The sequence below is a fragment of the Methylocystis heyeri genome, from assembly GCF_004802635.2.
GTDB classification, from domain to species: Bacteria; Pseudomonadota; Alphaproteobacteria; order Rhizobiales; family Beijerinckiaceae; genus Methylocystis; species Methylocystis heyeri.
On the sequence record NZ_CP046052.1, the window covers coordinates 1,621,324 to 1,642,953 of the forward strand.

A 21,630-nucleotide genomic window follows, 5' to 3' on the forward strand; every position below is an offset into this window, starting at 1 on the left:
CAAGCCGCGGCCACTGGTGCGTTTTCTGACCGGATGGACGTCCCAGGGTCATGCGATTGGGAAAGTCGCGTTAAAATTACAAAAGAGCGAACCAAAACCGGTCGGCGCGGTTTTTGGCAGACGCGGCGAGGGGGTTGATCTGACCATTCCGCATGAGAACCAATTGCCGGCCTCGGAGAGCGGCGAGACCTTTCCAAGCGAGACGGAGTTCCGCGCACTGGCGGCCTTTCGATCGACGCTTCGCAGGTTCCTCGCCTTCAGCGAGCAGGCGGCGGCGAATGTCGGTCTGACGACGCAGCGCTATCAGGCCCTGCTGGTGATCAAAACCTACCCGGGCGGCGAACACATCAGCGTCGGCCAGCTCGCCGCCGAGTTGATGATCAAGGAGCACAGCGCGGCCGAAATGGTTTCGCGCCTGGTTCAGGCCAAGCTGGTGCGGCGCAAGACCGATCCGACGGACCGGCGGCGGTCCCTGGTCGTGCTCACCGCTTCGGGCGAGCGTTGCCTGAGCCATCTCGCCTCGGTCCATCTGTGCGAATTGCGCAAGAGCGAAAGCGCCTTCCTCGATCTGTTCAACGCAGCCAAAGACGAGCCGCTGACGACGTCATGAACGATTTCCTGCCCAGCGCGGATCAGCCGGAAGGGGCGCCTTCATCGAGCGGGGATCCATGCACCGGCGTCGTCGCCGCAGTCCGCGGCAGCGTGGTCGACGTCAGGTTCGAGGGCCGGTTGCCCCCGATCTACTCCATTCTGCGGGCGGGCGAGAACGGCTCGATCGTAATAGAAGCGCTTTCGCAGCTCGACGCCCGCCATGTGCGGGGCATTGCGCTGACCCCCACGCAGGGGCTGGCGCGCGGCATGGAGGCGCATTTTACCGGCGGCCCTCTCAAAGCCCCGGTCGGCAGACAGATCCTCTCCCGCATGTTCGACGTGTTCGGAAACGTGATCGATCGCGGAGCCGAGCTTTCCGATGTTTCCTGGCGGCCCGTGCACCGGGCGCCCCCGCCCCTGACGAGCCGCTCCACCAGATCGGAGATCTTCGAAACCGGCGTAAAGCTGATCGACGTGCTGGCGCCGCTGGAGCGAGGCGGAAAGGCCGGCCTCTTCGGCGGCGCGGGCGTCGGCAAGACGGTCCTGCTCGGCGAGATCATCCACAATCTGGTGAAGCAGCACGAAGGCGTGAGCATTTTCTGCGGCGTCGGCGAACGCTGCCGCGAGGGCGAGGAGCTCTACCGCGACATGAAGGCGGCCAATGTGCTCGCCAATATGGTGATGGTCTTCGGCCAGATGAACGATCCGCCGGGCGCCCGTTTCCGGGTCGCCCACGCCGCGCTGACCATGGCGGAATATTTCCGGGACGACGAGCACAGGGACGTGCTGCTGCTCATCGACAACATCTTCCGTTTCATCCAGGCGGGGATGGAAGTCTCCGGCCTCATGGGGCAGATGCCGTCGCGCCTCGGCTATCAACCGACCATGGGCACGGAATTGTCGCAGCTCGAGGAACGCATCGCCAACACCGACGCCGGAGCCATAACCTCAATCCAGGCGGTCTATGTGCCGGCGGACGATTTCACCGATCCCGCGGCGGTCCACACTTTCTCGCATCTTTCCGCCTCGATCGTGCTTTCCCGCAAGCGGGCGGGCGAAGGTCTTTTTCCCGCGATCGACCCTCTGCAGTCCAGCTCCAAGATGGCGACGCCCGGCGTCGTCGGCCGGCGCCATTACGAGCTCGCCCAGGAAATCCGCCGCACGCTGGCGCAATACGCCCAGCTCAAGGACATCATCGCGATGCTGGGCATGGAGCAGCTCTCGCGCGAGGATCGCAATGTGGTCGCGCGGGCGCGTCGTCTCGAGCGATTTTTGACGCAACCCTTTTTCACCACCACGCAATTCACCGGCATCGAGGGCAAATTCGTCCGGCTCGAAGACGCGCTGGACGGGTGCGAACGCATTTTGCGCGACGAGTTCAAGGACTATCCCGAAAACGCCCTGTATATGATCGGGACCATCGACGAAGCTAAAAGCAAAGCGGCCTGACCGGAAAGACGGGGCGCCTCGGAGAAAACATGAATCTGAAAGTTCTCCTGCCCTTTCAGGTCTTCGCCGAAGCCGCGGATGTGACGCGCATCGTCGCCGAGACGCCGGCAGGCTCTTTCGGCGTCCTCCCGCACAGATTGGATTGCGTCGCCGCGCTGGCGCCGGGCATATTGACATGGCAGCGCGCCGGCGAGGCGGAGACCTGCATCGCGGTTGACGAAGGAGTGCTCGTGAAAGCGGGACCCGATGTGCTGATTTCCGTGCGCAACGCCATAGCGAGCGGCGATGTCGGCGAACTGCGCGCCGCCGTCGAGCGGGAATTCAAGAACCTCGACGAACAGGAGCGCAGCGTGCGCTCCGCTCTGGCGCGGATGGAAAGCGATCTGATCCGACGCATGGCGGCCATTCACAATGGCCGCTGAAAAACCGGAAAAACCAATGCGCCCGCAGCCTTCGCTGGCCGAAGAGGTGGGGGCCAAGGCCTCCAGAAAGCTGAAGGCCCGGCGCAAGGGCCCTCATGGCGTCTGGTATGGCCTCGGCATGATGGGGCTGATCGGCTGGTCGGTGGCGACGCCGACCGTGCTGGGCGCGGCGCTGGGACTGTGGCTGGACAGGCGCTACCCCTCGCCGCATTCCTGGACGCTGACGCTTCTGATCGTCGGGCTGATCCTCGGGTGCCTGAGCGCCTGGCGTTGGGTGGCGGAGGAAGAAAAACGCATTCGGGACGATCAGGACGACGGCCGATGAACGAAATGGCTCAGCTTGCGCTTCCCACAGTCGCGGGAGTCCTGCTCGGCGCGCTGTTCTTCGGCGGGCTCTGGTTCACCGTCCGCAAGGGCCTGCGATCGGATCGCCCCGCGCTCTGGTTCATGGGCAGCCTGATGGCGCGCATGGCCGTCGCCCTCGGCGGATTCTATTTGGTCTCGGGCGGCCGCTGGGACAGGCTCGCCGCCTGCCTCGTCGGCTTCCTGTGCGCGAGGTTCGTCCTGACGCGCATGATCGAGCATTCCGGCGCTTCCCGGGAGGACAGTCTTGCGCCTTAGCGCCGACGACATCGTTTTCTGGCGGAGCGGCTTCATAAAGCTCAACGCCACGATCCTCTACACTTGGGGATTGATGCTGTTTCTGACCCTCGGCTCCCGGCTCGTCACCCGGAATCTTTCGACGGGCCTTCATCGCAGCCGCTGGCAGAATCTGCTGGAGATCGTGGTCACCGGCATAGAAAAGCAGATCGGCGAGGTCGGGCTGCAGCGCCCTAGGAAATATCTCGGCTTTCTCGGAACGCTGTTTCTGTTCGTCGCCTCGGCCAATCTCTTCACCATATTTCCCGGATACGAACCGCCGACGGGTTCGCTTTCGACCACCGCGGCGCTGGCGCTCTGCGTGCTGGCGGCCGTCCCTCTCTATGGAATCGCCGAACAGGGGCTGCTCTCCTATCTGAAGAGCTACGCCGAACCCACTCCCCTCATGCTGCCCTTCAACATCATCAGCGAGCTTTCGCGCACGCTGGCGCTGGCCGTCCGCCTCTTCGGCAATATGATGAGCGGCTCCATGATCCTGGCCATATTGCTGACGGTGACTCCCTTTATCTTTCCAATCGTGATGAGCGCGCTCGGTCTTCTGACCGGCATGGTTCAGGCGTATATCTTCTCGATACTCGCGGCCGTGTACATTGCGGCGGCGACGCGAGGCGGCGAAGACGGATAGCGTGTTTTCGTGCGAAGCGGAGACCGATTCGCGTGTAGAGAACACGATCGTGCAAAGCTGTAGAGAGCGCTCGCGAGGCGCGGACAAAGAGAGGCGTTCCATGGACAACGCGACGCTGGTTGCAATCGCATCGATTATCACCGCGGGGCTGACCATCGCGCTCGGCAGCATCGGACCGGCGCTCGGAGAAGGCCGCGCGGTGGCGACAGCCCTGAGTTCGCTGGCGCAGCAGCCGGACGCGGCCACGACCATCACCCGAACCCTGTTCGTCGGATTGGCCATGATCGAATCGATCGCGATCTACTGCTTCGTCGTCTCGATGATTCTCATATTCGCCAATCCCTTCTGGAACCATATGATCTCCCAAGCCTCCGGAAAATGACCCATGCTCATCGACTGGTTCACCGTCGGCGCGCAGGCGATCAACTTCCTCATCCTCGTTTGGCTGCTGAAGCGTTTTCTCTATAAGCCCATTCTCGACGCCATCGACGCGCGGGAAAGGCGCGTGGCGCAGCAGCTTTCCGACGCCGAAGCAAAAATGGCGCAAGCGCAAAAGCAGCGGGACGATTTCCTGGAAAGGAACGCCGCCTTCGACCGCGAGCGCGAGACCCTGATCGCCGAGGCCGAGGAGAAAGCCAAAGCGGAGAGCCGCAAGATAATGGAAGACGCGCGCAAGGCGGCCGAATTGCTGCGCGCCCAACGCTATCGCGCGCTGGAGGATGAAACCCGCAATATCGGCGGCCTGATCCGCGATCGCGCAAAGGATGAAGTCTTCGCCGTGGCGCGGAAGGCGCTGCAGGATCTCGCCGGGGATTCGCTGGAGCGCCGCATGGTCGAGGCGTTTCTGCGCCGGCTGGCGGATCTGCCGCAAGCGCAACGGGCGAGCCTCGAAGCTTGTTTGCGGAGCGACGGAGCGCCGCTCGTTCGCAGCGCTTTCCAACTTCCGCCCGACCAGCGCGCCGCAATAGAGGCCGCCATCCAGAAGGAATTCTCCGCCAAGACCGCCGTTCGCTTCCAAACTGCGCCCGACCTGATCGCCGGAGTTGAACTGGTCGCAGGAGGTCTCAAGGCCGGCTGGAGCGTTTCCGATTACCTCGCCTCGATGGAAGACGATCTTGCGAGCCTGCAATCCGAAAAAATGAAGCTGGGCGCGGAGACGGCATGAGCGAAAAGCTGCGCGAGACCGTCGAAGGAATGTTCGCCGACCTCGCCGAGGCCCGGCGGGAGTTCGAGCCGGGCCTGCGCCTGCGCGAAACCGGGTCCGTCACGAGCGTCGCGACCGGCATCGCCAAAGTGTCCGGCCTGCCCAATGTCGCCTTCGAGGAACTGATCCGCTTTCCGGGCGATATCCTGGGCATAGCCTTCAATGTCGATCCGCAGGAGATCGGCGTCGTCCTGCTCGGCGATTACGAGAAACTGCAGGCCGGCGACGAAGCCTTGCGCACCGGGCGGGTGATGGATGTCCCGGTCGGCGAAAGCCTGCTCGGCCGGGTGATCGATCCCCTGGGCCGGCCTCTGGACGGCGGTCCCCCGCCCGCGACGGCCAGCCGTCTGCCCATCGAGCGGCCCGCCGCCGCGATCATGGATCGCGCGCCCGTGACCGAGCCGCTGCAGACCGGGATCAAGGTCATCGACGCGCTGATACCCGTCGGGCGCGGACAGCGGGAACTCATTCTCGGCGACAGGCAGACCGGAAAGACCGCCATCGCTCTCGATACGATCCTCAACCAGAAAGACGACGGCGTCGTCTGCATTTATTGTGCGATCGGCCAGCGCGCTTCTTCCGTGGCCCGCGCCATCGCCGTACTGCGCGAAAAAGGCGCGATGGACAACACCGTCGTCGTCGTCACCAGGGGCAATGACGCCCCCGGCCTCGCCTATATCGCTCCCTATGCCGCGACCAGCATAGCGGAGCATTTCATGGAGGCGGGTCGCGACGTGCTGATCGTCTACGACGATCTCACCCAGCACGCCCAGGCCTATCGCGAGCTTTCCCTGCTGCTGCGCCGCCCCCCGGGGCGCGAGGCTTTTCCCGGAGACATTTTCTATATCCATTCCCGCCTGCTCGAACGCGCGACGCATCTGCGCGCCGAACTCGGCGGCGGATCGCTGACCGCGCTGCCGATCGTGGAGACAGAGGCTCAGAACATCTCCGCCTATATCCCGACCAATCTGATCTCGATAACCGACGGGCAGATCTATCTCTCCCCGTCCCTTTTCGAGCTCGGCGTGCTGCCGGCGGTCGATGTCGGCAAATCGGTGTCCCGCGTCGGCGGCAAAGCCCAGCGGGCCGTTTACCGCGCCGCCGCGGGCGATCTGAAACTCGCTTACGCGCAATTCGAGGAACTCGAGAGCTTCGCCCGTTTTGGCGCGCGGCTGGACGAGGCCTCCCGCAAGATCATCGAGCACGGGCAGCGCATACGCGCGACGCTCCGCCAATCCGAGTTTTCGCCCGTTTCGGTTCCCGGGCAGATCGCCGTTCTGCTGGCCTTGTCGGAAGGCCTGCTCGACGACGTTCCGCTCGAAAAAATGGCCGGCGCGGAAAGCGCCCTCCTCGACGCCGAGGCTGCCGCCCCGCCGGAACTCGCCTCCCGCATGCAGACGGCCTCGAAGCTCGGCGACGCCGACCGCAAGGCCATGCTCGCTCTGGCCCGGCAGGCCCTCGCGCCCTTTCGCCCAACTCCAGAGCAGCCGGAGCCCGAGGCGGAGCCGGCCGCGCCGCCGCTGACGGTTGCGGAGCTGAAAACCGACCCCCAAGCGGCGGCTGCCCCGGCGGGCGGGCGCACCGGCAAAGAGCCGCTCGGAAAATCCACGCTGACTCTCGTCGCAGCTCTGGCCGTGGCGGCGGGATGGTTCGCCTTTCGGCCGACGGAGCCGGGTCGCGCGCCGCAACCGACCGAGCCCCACGCGTTCAGCGCCGCCGGCCGCATCGCCCCGCCGGCATGGCTCGCGAAGATCGAACCGCGCGCTTCCGGGAAGCTGGAAAGCGTGAATTGCGCGGTCGACGAGCCGGTGGAACAGGGCCAGCTCTGCGCGAGGATCGACTCCACGCCCTATAGGGCGGCGCTGCAGCGACGGGAAATCGAAAACGAGGCGGCCCATGGCCAGGCGCGACAGGCGGATGCGGCTTTCAAGAAAGCGCAATCGGCCTTCCAGCGGCTCGAACAAAACGCCGGTCGCAAAGCGGCCTCCAGGGGACGGATCGAGGCGGCGCAGAAGGCGCTGGAGCTTGCCCGCAGCCGCGCTGAAGAAGCCCAGATGGCGCTGCTCGAAAGCGACGCGAAACTGAACGAGGCGCGCGACGACCTCGAAAAGACCGAGCTCGTCGCCCCCATTTCCGGGATCGTGATCGCCAAAAATGCAGAAGACGGCCGATCCGTGGAGCCCGGCCAAAGCCCCCCGCCCTTCGTCATCGCCAATCTCGATACGGTTCGCATCGACGCCATGACTGATGACGAGGCGGCGGGACTGGTCTCGCCCGGACTGAAAGTTTCGTTCTCGGTGAAAAACTTCCCCGGCCAGACCTTCAAAGGCGAGGTCATGCGCGTGATCGGCGGCCCCGGCGCAAAAACCACGAGGATCGCTGTCGAGGCGACCAATCCCGCGCTCGTATTGCGTCCGGGCATGGAGACGGAGGTTCGGTTTTCGCCGCAGGAGAAAGGCCCGGCGAAGTGACCGAAAACGCCGCCGGCCTGCAGCGCAAGATCAAAAGCGCGGGAGATCTTCAAGCGGTCGTTCGCACCATGAAAGCGCTCGCAGCCGCCAATATCGGCCAATATGAAAAGGCGGTGCGATCGCTCGGCGACTATTATCGCAGCGTCGAAATGGGGTTGAGCGTCTGCCTGAGACGAAGCGCGCTCGCGGAACCGACGCCGGAGGCGGCGGGAGCGAAAGCGAGGATCACGGGCGCTGTGGTGTTCGGGTCGGATCAGGGACTGGTCGGCCGCTTCAACGATGTAGTCGCGGACTTCGCCATCGAGAAATTTTCGACCCTGAAAAAAAGACCCTGCGTCTTCGCCGTGGGGGAGCGCGCTTTCTCGCGCCTCGAGGACGCTGGTCTGACGCCGGTCGAGCTGTTTCCCGTGCCCGGCTCGGTCAAATCGATATCGCCGCTGATCGGCCAGATCGTCGCCGCCATAGAGACGCCTCCGGGGTGCGGCGCGGTGACGGAGCTTTACCTGTTTCACAACCGGCCGGCCCTCGGAGCCGCTTACGCGCCGGTGGATCAACGCCTGCTGCCGCTCGACGAGGAATGGCGCCGCGCGCTCAGAAAATCTCCCTGGCCTACGACCAATCTTCCCGAGGTCATCGGCGGCGACGCCGTGCTGCAGGAACTGATCCGGGAATATCTGTTCGTTTCCCTGTTCAGGGCCTGCGCGGAGTCTCTCGCCAGCGAAAACGCCAGCAGGCTCGCCGCCATGCAGCGCGCCGACACCAATATCGACGAGATGCTGGTCGATCTCACCGCGGCCTATCATCGCCTGCGGCAGAGCGCGATCGACGAAGAATTGTTCGACGTGACCGCCGGCTTCGAGGCGCTTTCTTCGCCTGCGACTTCAGGCGATCGGTAGCCGACCGCGCCGCCGCCTCGAGCGCTGGAGCCAACGCCTTGCGAGCTGGCGTCGCGAGGATGCTCGATTTCCGGGTCTGATAGGAAATCCGTTTGATCTGCTCGGGAGCAGCCACATCGAGAAATCCAGTCCCCTCTCTCCTGGAGCATCCTTCGAGGCTTTTGCGCTCCGAAAAAAGCGCCTCAGGATGAGGCGTCGGGTGGGCTCGTGAAAATCACGAGTTGTGCGGCGGCGCGTCCGGCGGCGTCGTGGCGCCGAGCCCCAGCGAACGCTGCATCATCACTGAATCGGTCCACTGTCCGAATTTGAACCCGATGGACGGCAGACAGCCGACCTGCCGGAAACCGAACGACTCGTGCAGTTGCAGCGACGGGCGGTTGGATGCGTCGATATAGCCGATGATCTGGCGATATCCCGAAGCGGCGCAGGCGTCGATCAGCGCAGGCAGCAGCATTCGCCCTATGCCGCAATGCAGATAGTCGTGATGCACATAGATCGAGTGCTTGACGACATAGCGATAGGCCGGCCTTTTTCGGAAAGGCACGGCATAGGCGTAGCCGACCACCACGCCTTCGAGCTCCGCAACCAGGTGCGGCAGCTTGTGCTTCTGCATGTTCTTGCGGCGCCTGCGGATGTCGTCGGCGTCGGGGGCCTCGATGTCGTGGTGTTGAGAGGGATCGACGCCATGGCGGATGTGATGGAGATAGATCGCGAGCATCGCTGCGACGTCGGCGTCGCGCGAAGGCCTTACGACGATGCGGGACGCCGCGACGCTGCCGGTGGTAGATTGGAAAACCATCGCGCCCGGCCCTATTCCTTCGCGACATAGGTGTAGAAACGGATTTTGCCGTTTTCGTCGGTCTCCCGGTAAAGGCCCTGGATTTCCGCGTCGAAACCGGGGAATTCGTTCGAACTGCGCTCGAAAGCCTTCAGATAGTCGATCATCGCCTTCGCCTTTCCGGAGAGCCGCTCGCCGGGAACCACCGTCGCGATTCCAGGCGGATAAATAACGAAGAGCGTCGTCGCGATACGGCCTTCGATCTCGTCGATCGGCAGATAATCGACATTGTTGCGCACGAGATAGCGCGAAGCCGCGCGCGGGGTCATCGTCATTTCCGGCAGATGCTCGGCGCAGAACTGCGCCTTTTGCAGCGCGCTGACATTGGCCTCGCGGAAGAAACCATGCATGTCTCCGCATAGATCGCGCAAACGCACGCCCCTGTAGCGTTTGGGGCGCTTCGCCACGAATTCGGGCATGACGTCGTCGAGCAGCGCATTGTCGTCATGCAACCGTTTGAAGGCCACGAGCGCGCTGACCAGCGTTCCCGCCTTGCTCGACTCGACGCCGGGCGTAAGCAGGAAAAGCAGGGAATTGAGATCGTTTTTCTCGGGAACCACGCGATTCTCGCGCAGATATTGTGCAACCACCGGCGCCGGCACGCCATGGGCCTCATAGGCGCCGGTCTTGCGGTCGAAGCCGGGCGTAAGCAGAGTGAGCTTGCAGGGATCGGTGATGGCGAAGCCCTGCTCGACATGAGTGAAGCCGTGCCAGGCTGCGCCGGGGGCAAGCTCCCAATATCGGGCATGTCGCGCAAGCTGGTCGGTCGGGATGCTTTCCCAGGCGACGTCATGCACGCCGCCGTCCTCGCGCGCGACATCCGGTATGGTGATGCGGTCGGGCACGAAGGGGTCGAAAAACCAGCGCCGCGTCGAGTCACGCTCTTTCTCGTCGAACTCGCGCTTGATGGCGCGCAGCTTCTTGCGCAATTCGATGCCGAGGCGAACCGTGTCGTCCCACAGGACCTCTCCCGATCTGCCCTTCATCATCTGGGCGCCGACATCGAGCGAAGCGAACAGCGGATAGAATGGCGATGTCGAGGCGTGCTGCATGAAGCCTTCGTTGAAGCGCTTGTGCTCCACCCTGCGCTTCTGCCCGGTAATATGACGATCCCGCACATGGATTTGCGAGGCCTGGGAGAAGCTGGCCAGCTGCTTGTGCGTCGACTGGGTGGCGACCACGCCCGGCGATTCCGGCCCCAGATTCTTGAGCCCCATCGCGAAGCGGCGTTCATAGAGAGGGTGGAACTTCATGAACCCCGCCCAGGCTTCGTCGAACAGGATATAATCGCAAAGATGGCCGATGCGGTCGACGATGGTCTGGGCGTCGTAGATCGTGCCGTCATAGGTGCATTGCTCGATCACCGCCGCACGGAAAGGGCGCTCCTTTTTCCAGGCTTCCTTGTCCTGCACCAGAGGATTGTCGCGAATGCGCTCTCTCAGCTTCGTCTCGTCGAAGGCCTCGGCCCAGATCGGCCCGATGAGCCCAAAGGCGTTGCGGTCGGTCGGCAGGAAGATCGGCACGCCGCCGCTGAGCAGGAGCGCGCCGTGATGCGCCGCCTTGTGATTGTTGCGATCGAACAGGACGAGGTCGTCCTCGGCAATGAGATTGGAGAGCACGATCTTGTTGGACGACGAAGTGCCGTTGAGCACGAAATAGGTTTTCTCGGCTCCGAAGATCGCCGCGGCCGACTTCTGCGCGGCGAGAGCCGGCCCCTCATGGGTGAGAAGATCTCCGAGTTCGAGAACGGAGTTGTCGAGATCGTCCCGGAACACCGCTTCGCCCAGATGCTCCATGAAGATGCGGCCGATGGGGCTGCGGCTGTAGAAAATCCCGCCGTTGTGGCCGGGGCAGGTCCAGAGCTGGTTGCCTTCTTCGGCATAGTCCACCAGGGCCCCGAAAAACGGGGTTTTCAGGGTTTCGGCATATTGCTTGAGCCGGCTGACCAGATTCTTGGCGATGAACTCTGGCGTCTCCTCGGCGAGAAAAACATAGCCGTCGATGAAGTCCAGCACTTCCACCGGGATGTCTTCGAACCGCTTGCGCCGCACGAGAATGACGATAGGCATGTCCAGGCCGCGCGAACGCATCAGGTTGATGAGGGACGCCGCCTTTCCTTCGAGACCCTTCTTGCCCCAGTCCACCACCATGCAGCCGATGGCGGCGTCGGTCTGGACGGCGAGTTCCGCATCCTCGAGGCGCCGGGCCTTCACCACCTGGAAGCCCATCCGCTCGATGCAGGCGATGATCTCCTTGAAGCGCATTCCCTCGAGATCGTCGGCGTCGAAGACCGGCGCCGAGAACAGGAACGTGAAGCGCTGGAAAAAATTCATCGGGTTCTCCCTGGGGACCTGGAGCGTAAGCGCGTCGAGAGGCGAGAGCGACGCCGCGGGGCGGCGATAGGCTTCCCGCCGTCGGTTTGTCAAACGAAGTCCATGACGCCTATGTGACAGGATCGAGCTTCTGCGCGATTCGACTGAGCCTCTGAACCCGCGGCCCGTTGGTTTTGGGCCTTTTGCACAGAATTTCGGTTCGGCGCGATTTTCACCCGGCGGCGGCGCGCGGCCTCGCAACCGCGCATAGGGCGCATGAAGCTGAAATGATTGCCTCTGAGAAAGGTCATGCTAGGCTGAGACGAGAGCGGCGAGGATGCCCGCCCCGTGCAGGGGGCGCGGCGGCCGGGAGCTGGAGCAAATGGAAGAATTCGAGGGCGGCTTTCTCAGAAGCGTCATCATCGGCCTGATTCTGGCGCTGGGTTTCTCTATTCTTTTTGTCTGGTTTCGCTAGAGGTTCGGCTCCGATGGCGATCAGCCCGCCGGCGCGGCGCCCTCCAAACGGACGGGGCTCCGGCCCGGGCGATCTCACACGCCTGCCGCCCGGACCCGCAACCCGGCAGACACAAACGAGCAATAGCAGGGCCATATACAACAAAACGACGTCACATCTCTCGGCCATACATACTGAGGCGAGAAAGGGAGGCCTCGCCGCCTACCCGATCGGCCTGCATGTGAAAACAACGCCATAATCGGAGCCGCGAAGGGGAGCTCCCTCGGCCCTGCCCCATCAACCTCGCGAACGCCTCGCTGAAAGCCCTCCCGGCGCTGCGCCAGTCTTTGCAACCGGCCGGTTTTAGTCTAGTAAAATGATAGGCATTCGCTAGAACCCTGATACCACTTGGAGAAATCGGAAAGCCACCTTGCAGAGCCTGTCCCGACTTTCCAGACGCTCCGGTTTGTTCGTCATGCTTGCGACAACCACTTGCCTCACCGGCTGCGACCTCGATTGGGAAAAGCCCGATCCGAGCACGCCTTTGCCCGAACGTTTCCGGGCGGCCAAGCCGAAATCGGCGCCCTCTATCGGATCGGCGCATGATTTCGCCGGCAGATTCGGCTCGCCCGAATTGCTGGGCTTTGTAGACGAAGCCGTCGCCAACAATTTCGACATAGCCGCAGCCGTCGCGCGCATAGATCAAGCCGACGCCAATGCGCGCATCGCCAGCTCAGCCCTGTGGCCGTCGCTTTCCATGAACAATTCGTGGCAGCGCTACCAGATCCCCGGAACGGCGACGGCCCAGACGCCCAGCAACCTTTCCACCGCCGTTTCCTCGGGCAATTCACTCTCCTCCAAGGCGGGCTTCTCGGCGTCGCGGCGCACCTTGTTCAACCTCGGGCTCAACGCCAGCTACCAGGTGGATTTCTGGGGCAAGAACGAAGACGCCTCCAAGGCCGGCAGAATCCTGGCCAACGCCAGCCGCTTCGATCGCGACGTCGTCGAAATTTCGACCGTCGCCGCCGTGCTCAACGGCTATTTCCAGGTCCTCAACGCCGAGGATCAGCTCCGCATCGCTCATGACAACGTGAAGCTCGCGCGGGAGGTCTTCGACGCCATCAAGGTCCGGCTCGAGGTCGGAACCGCGACCGCGCTGGATGTCGCGCAACAGGAGACCGTGCTCGACAACCAGCTGGCCTCGATCCCGCCGCTGGAGCAAACCCTGCGCCAGCAACGCAATCTCCTCGCCGTCCTGCTCGGCCGGGCGCCCGAGGACTTCGGCGTCGGCGGCTCGTCGCTGAAGAAGCTGCGCACGCCCAGGATCGAACCCGGCCTGCCTTCCGAGGTGCTGCTGCGCCGCCCGGACGTCGCGGAGGCCGAGGCCAAGCTGGCGTCGCAGGAGTTCTCGGTCCTGCAGGCCCGTGCGGCCTTCTTCCCCCAGATCACGCTGACCGGCCAATATGGCGTGCAGAGCATAGTGTTCAGCAATCTGATGCGGCCCGAGGCGATCGCCTGGCAGGTCATGACCAGCATGGCGCAGCCCTTGCTCGATGGTTATAATCTGCAGGGTCAATACATGCTGCAGCAGGGCAAATACGCCGAACTGCTGGCGGATTACCGCAAGCAGATCGTCACGGCCCTGTCCGACACCGAGAACGCTCTTGTCGCCATCGCCCAGACCGAGCGGCAGCTGAAATTGCAGATGGACGCGGTCGCCGCCGCCCGGCGGGCGCTCGAAGCGGCTCAGGCCCGGCTGCGCGCGGGCACGATCGACATCGTGACGCTCTCGACCACGGAGACCAATTATTTTCAGGCCCAGACCACTCTGGAGCAGGTGCGGCTCGCCAATTTCCAGGCTTTGACGAGCTTCTACCAGGCTCTGGGCGGCGGCTGGTCGCCGACGACGCGGGAGGTCGAAATCGCCCGCGCCGAAGAAGCCTATCAAGCAGACAAAGGTCCCTGGCCATGAAATTTCCGCAAAACCGGCGCTTCCTGATCGCGGCCGGCGCCGTCGCGGCGCTGGCTGTCGCCGTCGGAGGCTGGCGTTTCGCTCATCCCCCGTCGCGTGAGGACGCCGCGTCCTCTCATCGCGGCAGACGCCATGGCGATGCGGCCGAGGTCGTTCCGGTGACGGTGGCCTCCGCCCGCGTGGAGGACGTGCCCGTGACCATCGACGCGGTCGGCACCGTCCAGGCGCTGAATACCGCGACCATCCGCACCCAGGTCGACGGCCGGCTGGTCAAGCTTCCCTTCAACGAAGGAGAAGACGTCAAGAAAGGCGATGTCGTCGCGCTGATCGAACCGGATCTCTACAAAGCCCAATACGACCAGGCCGTCGCAAAGAAGGCCCAGGACGAAGCCACGCTCGCCAATGCGCGGGTCGATCTCGTCCGTTACAAGAAGCTGACCGTCGGCAATTACGGATCACAGCAGCAATACGACACGCAAAAGGCGCTCGTCGCCCAGCTCGAGGCTCAGGTCAGGGCGGATCAGGCGGCCATCGACAGCGCCAAAACCACTCTCGGCTACACCACGATCGCTTCTCCGATCGACGGCCGCACCGGAATCAGGCTCGTGGACGTCGGCAATATTCTCCACGCCTCGGACGCGACCGGCATCCTCGTGATTACGCAGCTGAAGCCGATCTACGTTATTTTCACCATTCCCCAGCAAGCGCTTCCAGCGGTGCAGCGGGCGCAGGAAAAGGGGATTCCGCACGTCACCGCTCTCGGCCCCGACAATGCGGCCGTGATCGAGACCGGCGAAGTTTCCGTGATCGACAACCAGATCGATCAGGCCACCGGCACGGCCCGCATCAAGGCGACCTTCGCCAATCCCACCCTGCATCTGTGGCCGGGCCAATTCGTCAATGTCCGCCTTACCGTCGACACCGTGAAGAACGCCATCGTCACGCCGAGCACGGCGATCCAGCGCGGACCGAGCGGCGCCTTCGTCTATGTGCTCGGAAACGACGGCCAGGCGGTCATGACTCCCGTGGTGACCGGGCAGCAGGACGAAAACATCGCCGTCATCGTCAAGGGGCTGGACAAGGACGCCCAGGTGATCACCACCGGCTTCGCCCGTCTTTCGAACGGCTCGCCCGTGCATGTCGTTTCGACCGTCGAAACAGGCTCGCCCGCCTCGTCCGCCCCCGCCAGGGCCTCGGACGACGGCTCGGCGAGATCATGGAGCGGGGCCAAGGGTTCGGGCGGGGGCGAGCGGGGCCGCCACAGACGCGGCGGCGACGCGCCGGCGCCGGGGGCCCAGCATTCCGAAACACAGCCGGCCGACGGCGGCGGGGGCGATGCGCCTTCGACTGCGGGAGCCCAGGCAAAGTGAAGGCAACGTCATGAACATATCGGCGCCTTTCATCAGACGCCCGGTTGCGACGACCCTGCTCGCCTTCGCGGTGCTTCTCGCGGGCGCGATGGGTTTCTCGCGGCTGTCGGTTTCGCCCCTGCCCCAGGTGGATTTCCCCACCATTCAGGTGACGACCCAACTGCCCGGGGCCAATCCCGATACGATAGCGGCGCTGGTGACGGCCTCTCTCGAACGCCAGTTCGGCCAGATCCCCTCGCTTTCGACGATGTCGTCGCAAAGCTCGTTCGGCTTTTCCCAGATCACGCTTCAATTCGACCTGGACCGCGACATCGACGCCGCCGCCCAGGACGTGCAATCCGCGATCAACGCCGCGGCTTCGACCCTGCCCCGCAATCTGCCCTATCCGCCGGTCTACGCGAAGGTCAATCCAGCCGATACGCCCATCGTCACGCTGGTGGTGCGTTCGCAGAACGCCACGCTGCGCGAGATGAGCGATCTCGCCGACACACAAATCGCCCCGCGACTCTCGGAGGTCGGCGGCGTGGGCCGCGTTCTGGTGGAGGGCGGCGTCCGGCCGGCGGTCAGAATCCAGGCGGATCTCGCCCGCCTCGCCGCCAACCGGATGAGCATGGACGATTTGCGCCTCGCCATAGCGGCGGCGAATTTCGCTGGAGCCAAGGGCTCGATCGACGGCGCCCGGCAATCCTACACGCTCGACGCCAACGACCAGATCCTGATCGCCGACCAATACAAGAATATCGTCGTCAACTGGGTCAATGGCCGGCCGCTCATGCTGCGCGACGTCGCCAATGTGGTCGAGGGCCTCGAAAACAGCAGGGTCGGCGGCTGGTATCGTGGAGAGCCGGCGGTCGTTCTGGACGTCCTGCGCCAGCCGGGCGCCAATATCATCAACACCGTCGAGGCGCTCAAGAAGGAGCTCCCGCAGCTTCGCACCATTCTGCCCAAGGGCATGTCCCTCGACATCGTGAACGACCGCACCGATACGATCCGCGCGTCGATCGCCGACGTCGAGTTCACGCTGATCGTCGCCATCGGGCTCGTTATCCTGGTGGTGCTGCTGTTCCTCAAGAACATTCGCGCCACCATCATCGCCGGCGTCAGCCTGCCGCTCTCCATCGTCGCGACATTCGCGGCCATGTGGGCGGCGGGCTTTTCGCTCGACAACCTCTCCCTGATGGCGCTCACGATCGGAACCGGCTTCGTCGTGGACGACGCCATCGTCATGATCGAGAACATCGTCCGCAACATCGAAAAGGGCAAGACGCCGCTCGAAGCCGCGCTGGACGGCGCGCGCGAGATCGGCTTCACCGTCGTTTCGCTCACGGTCTCGCTCATTGCGGTCTTCATCCCGCTGCTGTTCATGAGCGGGATCGTCGGCCGCATGTTCCGCGAGTTCGCGCTCACGCTTTCGATGGCCGTCGTGGTTTCGGCCATCGTGTCGCTGACGCTGACGCCGATGCTCTGCGCCGTGCTGCTCAAGCTCCCCAAGGAGCATGGCGGACAGGGCCATTCCGGCGAGCACGCGTCTTCATGGCTCGACCGCCTCTATGTGACGACCCTGGACTGGGCGCTGCAGCGCCAGCCTTTCATGCTCGTGCTCACAGGGGCCACCCTGGCTCTCACGATAGCGCTCTACATCTTCATTCCCAAGGGCTTCCTGCCGCGCCAGGACACCAGCCTCCTGACCGTCGTGCTGGAGGCGGCGCCCGACATATCCTTCGACGCCATGAAGAAGCTGCAGGCCGACGTCGCCAAGGTTTTCGAGCAGGACAAGGAGGTCACGAGCGTCACCTCGGTGCTCGGGATCGGCCCCCTCAATCCCACCTCCAACGTCGGGCATTTCTCGGTTTCGCTGCGAGACCGCGAACATCGCTCGGACAGCGCCGATCAGGTCGCCGATCGCCTGAAGACAGCGGGAGAAAAAATCGTCGGCGCGACGCTCTATATCGAGCCGGTGCAGGATATCCAGATCACCACCCGCGCCAGCCGCTCGCAATATCAATACACATTGACCACCGCAGACAGCGCCGCCCTGCTGAATTGGTCCGGCAAGCTGCTCGACGCCTTGCGGGACGAACCGGCCTTGCGCAACGTAGCTTCCGAAATACAGACCGGCGGCCTGCGCAGCTTCGTAAAGATCGACCGCGAGAAGATGGGGCGCCTCGGCATCGCCATGCAGCATGTCGACGACATTCTCAACGACGCCTTCGCGCAGCGGCAAATCTCGACCATCTATACCCAGTCGAACCAATATCGCGTCATTCTGGAGGCGGCGGAACAATATCAACGCGACCCCAGAGCGCTGGAAAAGCTCTATGTCGCGGCGCCCGGCGGCGGGCCTCAGGTACCGCTCGGAACCATCGTCCATATCGACTCCGTCAGCGCGCCGCTCTCCGTCTCGCATCAGGAGCAATTTCCGGCCGCGACCCTCAGCTTCGATCTCGCGCCCGACGCTTCGCTGGGCGAGGCTCTCGCCGCGATATCCCGGGTCCAGAAGGAAATCGGCATGCCGGCCGACATACTGGGCATCTTCAGCGGCGACGCCGCCGAGTTCAACAAATCGCTCGCGAGCGAACCCTGGCTGATACTCGCCGCCGTCATCGCCATCTATGTGGTGCTCGGGGTGCTCTACGAGAGCTTCGTGCATCCCTTCACGGTTCTGACGACCCTGCCCTCCGCCGGCGTCGGCGCCTTGCTGGCGCTGATCCTGTTCCGGCTCGACATGTCCATCGTCGCCTTGATCGGCATCGTGCTGCTGATGGGCATCGTCAAGAAAAACGCGATCATGATGATCGACTTCGCGCTCGAAACCGAGCGGCTCGAGGGCCTGCCGCCGGAGCAATCGATCGTGCGCGCCTGTCATTTGCGTTTCCGCCCGATCATGATGACCACTCTCGCCGCTTTGCTCGGCGCGCTGCCGCTCGCGATGTCGCACGGGGCCGGGAGCGAGCTGCGCATTCCCCTGGGCGTCTCCATCATCGGCGGCCTGCTGCTCTCGCAAATGCTGACGCTCTACACCACCCCCGTCATCTATCTCGCGGTCGAGCGCCTGCGCGTCCGGCTGCGGAAGGCCGGACCCCGGCCCGAGCCACATCTGGAGAGCAAGGCTGACGTTCCGGCCCGCAGGGAGGCTGCAGAGTGAGCATTTCCGAGCCTTTCATCAAAAGGCCGGTCGGCACGACGCTGCTTGCGGCCGCTCTGTTCATGGTCGGCTGCGTGGCCTATTTCTTCCTGCCGGTCGCCAGCCTGCCCGCAGTGGATTTTCCGACCATCGGCATTTCGGCGGCGCGACCCGGCGCCGACCCCCAGACCATGGCGGCTACCGTGGCCGCGCCACTCGAGCGCCGCCTCGCGAATATCTCGAGTCTCACGGAACTGACATCCATCAGTTCGCTCGGTTCGACCTCGATCATCGCGCAGTTCGATCTGCAACGGAACATCGACTCCGCCGCCCGCGACGTGCAGGCGGCGATCAACGCCGCGGCGACCGATCTACCGACCGATCTTTCTACGCTGCCTTCCTTCCGAAAGGTCAATTCCTCAGGATCTCCGGTGCTGGTGCTGGCGCTCACCTCCAATTCGATGACCACCAGCGCCGTCTATGACGCCACCGACACGGTTATCGCACAGCGCATTTCCCAGGTCGGCGGGGTGGGCGGCGTCGTGGTGGCGGGAGCCGAGCAGCCCGCCATACGCGTCCAGCTCGACTCCGCGCGTCTCGCCGCCATGGGAGTCGGCGTGGATCAGGTGGCCAACGCCATCGTGAACTCCAATGTGCAGACGCCCAACGGCGCCTTCAGCGGCGACGGCCAGGGCGTCACCATCGCCACCAATGGGCAGCTGGATACGCCGTCGGATTATGGCGGCATCGTCGTCGCTTCCAAAAACGGCGCCGTGGTGAAGCTGCAAGACGTCGCCTCGGTCAAAAACAGCGTCCGCAACCGCATGGCGGCCGGCTGGTTCAATGGGCAGCCGGCGGTCATCCTGCTCGTCTTCAAGCAGCCCGGCGCCAATGTCATCGAGACGGTCGACAATATAAAAACGCTGCTGCCCAGCCTTCAGCAATGGATTCCGCAAGGGATCAAAATTTCCGTACTCTCCGACAGAACGCAAACCATCCGCGCGAGCGTCGCGGACATACAGCGCACGCTGTTCATATCCATTTGCCTCGTCATGGCGGTGGTGTTCCTTTTCCTGCGCCGGATATCTCCTGTCGTCGCCGCGGGCGTCACCGTGCCGCTCTCGCTGGTCGGTTCATGCGCGGCGATGTGGGCGGCCGGATTCTCGATCGACAATCTCTCGCTAATGGCGCTGACCATCGCGGTCGGATTCGTCGTCGACGACGCCATCGTCATGATCGAAAACGTCGAGACCAATGTAGAGCGCGGCATGAACCGTATGGAGGCGACGCTGCTGGGGGCGCGGGAGATCGGCTTTACGGTCCTTTCGATCAGCCTGTCGCTCGTCGCGGTGTTTGTGCCGCTGCTTTTCCTGCCGGGCATAGCGGGGCGCCTGCTGCAGGAGTTCGGCTATACGCTGACCTTCGCCATTCTTATCTCCATGGTCGTCTCGCTGACGGTGACGCCCATGCTCTGCGCGTGGCTGCCCGCGCCTAAACACGACAACCCCACGGCCTTCGACCGCGTTTTCGAGGCCGTGCTCGGCAAAGTGTTGACTCTATATGAGCGCAGCCTGCGCAAGCTCGTCGACCATCCCTGGCTGTCGCTCGTCGCGATCGTCGTGACGGTCGCCTGGACGGTTTATCTCTATCAAACCATTCCCAAAGGAAACCTTCCTCAGGACGATATCGGGCTCATCAACGGCACGACGGAGGCTTCGGCGGACGTTTCATTCGATGAAATGGTCCGGCTGCAGAAGCTCGCCATGAAAGTGCTCCAGGAAGATCCCGACGTGGAGAACATCGGCTCATTCATCGGTTCCGCCAATCTGACGTCATCCAGCAATCAGGGCCGCCTGTTCGTCGCGCTGAAGCCGTCGGATCAGCGCAAATCGTCGAGCTTCGAGGTCATTGATCGACTGCGGCCTCAATTTGCAAAAATCGCCGGCCTCAGCGTGACCATGCAACCCTCCCAGGATTTGCGTTCCGGCGGCAGGCAGAGCAAGGGGCTCTTTCAATACACGCTCTCCGACCCCGATCTCGCAGAGCTCGACCAATATTACCCCAAGGTCCTGGAGCGGCTGCAAAAGCTGCCCCAGCTCGCGGATGTTTCCTCCGATCGGCAGAACGGCGGATTGAAAGCCAATGTCGTGATCGACCGCACCGCCGCCGCGCGCGTGGGCGTCGCCATCTCGACGATCGACGCCGCCCTGAACAGCGCCTTCGGCCAGAGGCAGGATTCGATCATCTACACGCAGAGGAACAACTATCGCGTGGTCGTGGAGACGCCGCGCAGCCGCCAGCGCGATATTCGCGACCTCGCCGGCGTTTATGTCACCGCCGCCAACGGCGGTCAGGTGCCGCTGACCGCGGTCGCGCGCATCGAGCGCGGGAGCATGCCGCTTATCGTCAATCATCAGGGCGTCGTCCCCGCGATCACGATAACCTTCAATCTCGCGAAAGGCTCTTCGCTTCAGCAGGGCACGACGGCGATCGAAGACGCGGTGGCGGAGATGGATCTCCCGCGCGGATTGCGCACCGGTTTCGCCGGAGACGCAGCGGATTTCCGCAGAACCTCCGGCGGCATGGCCGTCGCCCTGCTGGGCGCATTGCTGTCGGTCTACATCATCCTCGGCGTTTTGTACGAGAGCTATATCCATCCCATCACGATCATCTCGACTCTGCCTTCGGCGGGCGTCGGCGCTTTGCTCGCGCTCGAGCTGTTCCACATCGAATTCACGACCATCTCCTTCATCGGCCTTCTGCTTCTCACTGGCATCGTCAAGAAAAACGGCATCATGCTGGTGGATTTCGCGTTGCATGCGCAGCGGGATAAGGGCCTCTCCGTGCACGACGCCGCAATAGAAGCCGCGCTGGAGCGTTTTCGCCCGATCCTGATGACGACTCTCGCGGCTTTGTTCGGGGCTTTGCCTCTCGCCTTCGCGAGCGGCGTCGGCGCGGAAATGCGAAGGCCGCTGGGGATCACCATCGTCGGCGGCCTGATTTTGAGCCAGATGCTCACGCTGTACACGACGCCGGTGATTTACCTTCTGATGAGCAAGCTGCAGCGCCGCAAGAAAACATCGCCGGCGCCGGACCCGGCGCGACTCTCCGGCCCCGCTCCCAGCCGAATCTAAACTGCGGGTGAACGGCGGTTTCAACCTGCGTTCAGCTCGGGCGGAGCATTATCGAAAGCGTCGAAGGCCCGAGCCTCCCACCTGCGCTTCCGGGAGCGGGCCTCGTGG

Annotated in this window: 16 protein-coding genes; 14 read left to right on the plus strand and 2 right to left on the minus strand. The window is 63.7% G+C overall.

Translation table 11 applies throughout. The annotated features are described in order from the left end of the window. Window positions 1-163 precede the first annotated feature (163 nt). From H2LOC_RS07275 to H2LOC_RS07320, 10 genes are all read left to right on the plus strand, one after another. Window positions 164-610, plus strand: a complete 447-nt coding sequence (locus tag H2LOC_RS07275; protein WP_246207054.1) for a MarR family winged helix-turn-helix transcriptional regulator — start codon at window positions 164-166, stop codon at window positions 608-610. Then, a complete protein-coding gene (gene atpD / locus H2LOC_RS07280; protein WP_136495795.1) occupies window positions 607-2,040 on the plus strand; it encodes a F0F1 ATP synthase subunit beta in 1,434 nt (477 codons plus the stop codon). Before H2LOC_RS07275 ends, atpD begins: the two co-directional genes overlap by 4 nt. A gap of 29 nt (window positions 2,041-2,069) precedes the next feature. Continuing rightward, window positions 2,070-2,462: a F0F1 ATP synthase subunit epsilon gene (locus H2LOC_RS07285; RefSeq protein ID WP_136495796.1), complete on the plus strand. Its 393-nt coding sequence runs from the start codon at window positions 2,070-2,072 to the stop codon at window positions 2,460-2,462. A gap of 16 nt (window positions 2,463-2,478) precedes the next feature. Beyond that, window positions 2,479-2,787 (plus strand): AtpZ/AtpI family protein, encoded by a 309-nt coding sequence (locus H2LOC_RS07290; RefSeq protein WP_246207056.1) that lies wholly within the window; start codon window positions 2,479-2,481, stop codon window positions 2,785-2,787. Next, complete coding sequence (locus H2LOC_RS07295) at window positions 2,784-3,083, plus strand: ATP synthase subunit I (protein ID WP_136495798.1); 300 nt, start codon at window positions 2,784-2,786, stop codon at window positions 3,081-3,083. The genes H2LOC_RS07290 and H2LOC_RS07295 overlap by 4 nt, the downstream gene beginning before the upstream one ends. Beyond that, complete coding sequence (locus tag H2LOC_RS07300; protein ID WP_136495799.1) at window positions 3,073-3,747, plus strand: F0F1 ATP synthase subunit A; 675 nt, start codon at window positions 3,073-3,075, stop codon at window positions 3,745-3,747. Before H2LOC_RS07295 ends, H2LOC_RS07300 begins: the two co-directional genes overlap by 11 nt. Window positions 3,748-3,847: 100 nt before the next feature. Continuing rightward, entirely contained in the window at window positions 3,848-4,129 is a 282-nt protein-coding gene (locus tag H2LOC_RS07305) for a F0F1 ATP synthase subunit C (RefSeq protein WP_136495800.1), read from the plus strand. Between the two features lie 3 nt (window positions 4,130-4,132). Further along, window positions 4,133-4,912: a F0F1 ATP synthase subunit delta gene (locus H2LOC_RS07310; protein WP_136495801.1), complete on the plus strand. Its 780-nt coding sequence runs from the start codon at window positions 4,133-4,135 to the stop codon at window positions 4,910-4,912. Next, complete coding sequence (locus H2LOC_RS21910) at window positions 4,909-7,422, plus strand: alternate F1F0 ATPase, F1 subunit alpha (protein WP_162009717.1); 2,514 nt, start codon at window positions 4,909-4,911, stop codon at window positions 7,420-7,422. Before H2LOC_RS07310 ends, H2LOC_RS21910 begins: the two co-directional genes overlap by 4 nt. Beyond that, window positions 7,419-8,318 (plus strand): F0F1 ATP synthase subunit gamma, encoded by a 900-nt coding sequence (locus H2LOC_RS07320; protein ID WP_136495802.1) that lies wholly within the window; start codon window positions 7,419-7,421, stop codon window positions 8,316-8,318. Before H2LOC_RS21910 ends, H2LOC_RS07320 begins: the two co-directional genes overlap by 4 nt. 214 nt (window positions 8,319-8,532) lie before the next feature. Here H2LOC_RS07320 and H2LOC_RS07325 read toward each other — a convergent pair whose 3' ends face one another. Both H2LOC_RS07325 and H2LOC_RS07330 read right to left on the minus strand, forming a co-directional pair. Next, on the minus strand, window positions 8,533-9,117 hold the full coding sequence (locus H2LOC_RS07325; protein ID WP_136495803.1) for a GNAT family N-acetyltransferase: 585 nt from the start codon (window positions 9,115-9,117) through the stop codon (window positions 8,533-8,535). Window positions 9,118-9,128: 11 nt separating this feature from the next. Next, on the minus strand, window positions 9,129-11,489 hold the full coding sequence (locus H2LOC_RS07330) for an Orn/Lys/Arg family decarboxylase (protein ID WP_136495804.1): 2,361 nt from the start codon (window positions 11,487-11,489) through the stop codon (window positions 9,129-9,131). Window positions 11,490-12,397: 908 nt separating this feature from the next. Between H2LOC_RS07330 and H2LOC_RS07335 the strand changes: the two genes are divergently transcribed. The 4 genes from H2LOC_RS07335 to H2LOC_RS07350 are packed head-to-tail and all read left to right on the plus strand — an operon-like array spanning window position 12,398 to window position 21,522. Next, the gene (locus H2LOC_RS07335) at window positions 12,398-13,894 is read left to right on the plus strand and encodes an efflux transporter outer membrane subunit (RefSeq protein ID WP_136495805.1); all 1,497 of its coding nucleotides are present in this window, start codon (window positions 12,398-12,400) and stop codon (window positions 13,892-13,894) included. Then, on the plus strand, window positions 13,891-15,264 hold the full coding sequence (locus tag H2LOC_RS07340) for an efflux RND transporter periplasmic adaptor subunit (RefSeq protein WP_136495806.1): 1,374 nt from the start codon (window positions 13,891-13,893) through the stop codon (window positions 15,262-15,264). The genes H2LOC_RS07335 and H2LOC_RS07340 overlap by 4 nt, the downstream gene beginning before the upstream one ends. A gap of 10 nt (window positions 15,265-15,274) precedes the next feature. After that, window positions 15,275-18,409 (plus strand): efflux RND transporter permease subunit, encoded by a 3,135-nt coding sequence (locus H2LOC_RS07345; protein WP_136495807.1) that lies wholly within the window; start codon window positions 15,275-15,277, stop codon window positions 18,407-18,409. Next, a complete protein-coding gene (locus H2LOC_RS07350) occupies window positions 18,406-21,522 on the plus strand; it encodes an efflux RND transporter permease subunit (protein ID WP_136495808.1) in 3,117 nt (1,038 codons plus the stop codon). Before H2LOC_RS07345 ends, H2LOC_RS07350 begins: the two co-directional genes overlap by 4 nt. Window positions 21,523-21,630: the final 108 nt, after the last annotated feature.

What these genes read in the sequence shown, in the direction of transcription:
- H2LOC_RS07340 (WP_136495806.1), top strand. Translation starts at nt 13,891, where the DNA reads ATGAAATTTCCGCAAAACCGGCGCTTCCTGATCGCGGCCGGCGCCGTC.
- atpD (WP_136495795.1), top strand. Translation starts at nt 607, where the DNA reads ATGAACGATTTCCTGCCCAGCGCGGATCAGCCGGAAGGGGCGCCTTCA.
- H2LOC_RS07310 (WP_136495801.1), top strand. Translation starts at nt 4,133, where the DNA reads ATGCTCATCGACTGGTTCACCGTCGGCGCGCAGGCGATCAACTTCCTC.
- H2LOC_RS07290 (WP_246207056.1), top strand. Translation starts at nt 2,479, where the DNA reads ATGCGCCCGCAGCCTTCGCTGGCCGAAGAGGTGGGGGCCAAGGCCTCC.
- H2LOC_RS07335 (WP_136495805.1), top strand. Translation starts at nt 12,398, where the DNA reads ATGCTTGCGACAACCACTTGCCTCACCGGCTGCGACCTCGATTGGGAA.
- H2LOC_RS07285 (WP_136495796.1), top strand. Translation starts at nt 2,070, where the DNA reads ATGAATCTGAAAGTTCTCCTGCCCTTTCAGGTCTTCGCCGAAGCCGCG.
- H2LOC_RS07305 (WP_136495800.1), top strand. Translation starts at nt 3,848, where the DNA reads ATGGACAACGCGACGCTGGTTGCAATCGCATCGATTATCACCGCGGGG.
- H2LOC_RS07295 (WP_136495798.1), top strand. Translation starts at nt 2,784, where the DNA reads ATGAACGAAATGGCTCAGCTTGCGCTTCCCACAGTCGCGGGAGTCCTG.
- H2LOC_RS21910 (WP_162009717.1), top strand. Translation starts at nt 4,909, where the DNA reads ATGAGCGAAAAGCTGCGCGAGACCGTCGAAGGAATGTTCGCCGACCTC.
- H2LOC_RS07325 (WP_136495803.1), bottom strand. Translation starts at nt 9,117, where the DNA reads ATGGTTTTCCAATCTACCACCGGCAGCGTCGCGGCGTCCCGCATCGTC.
- H2LOC_RS07330 (WP_136495804.1), bottom strand. Translation starts at nt 11,489, where the DNA reads ATGAATTTTTTCCAGCGCTTCACGTTCCTGTTCTCGGCGCCGGTCTTC.
- H2LOC_RS07345 (WP_136495807.1), top strand. Translation starts at nt 15,275, where the DNA reads ATGAACATATCGGCGCCTTTCATCAGACGCCCGGTTGCGACGACCCTG.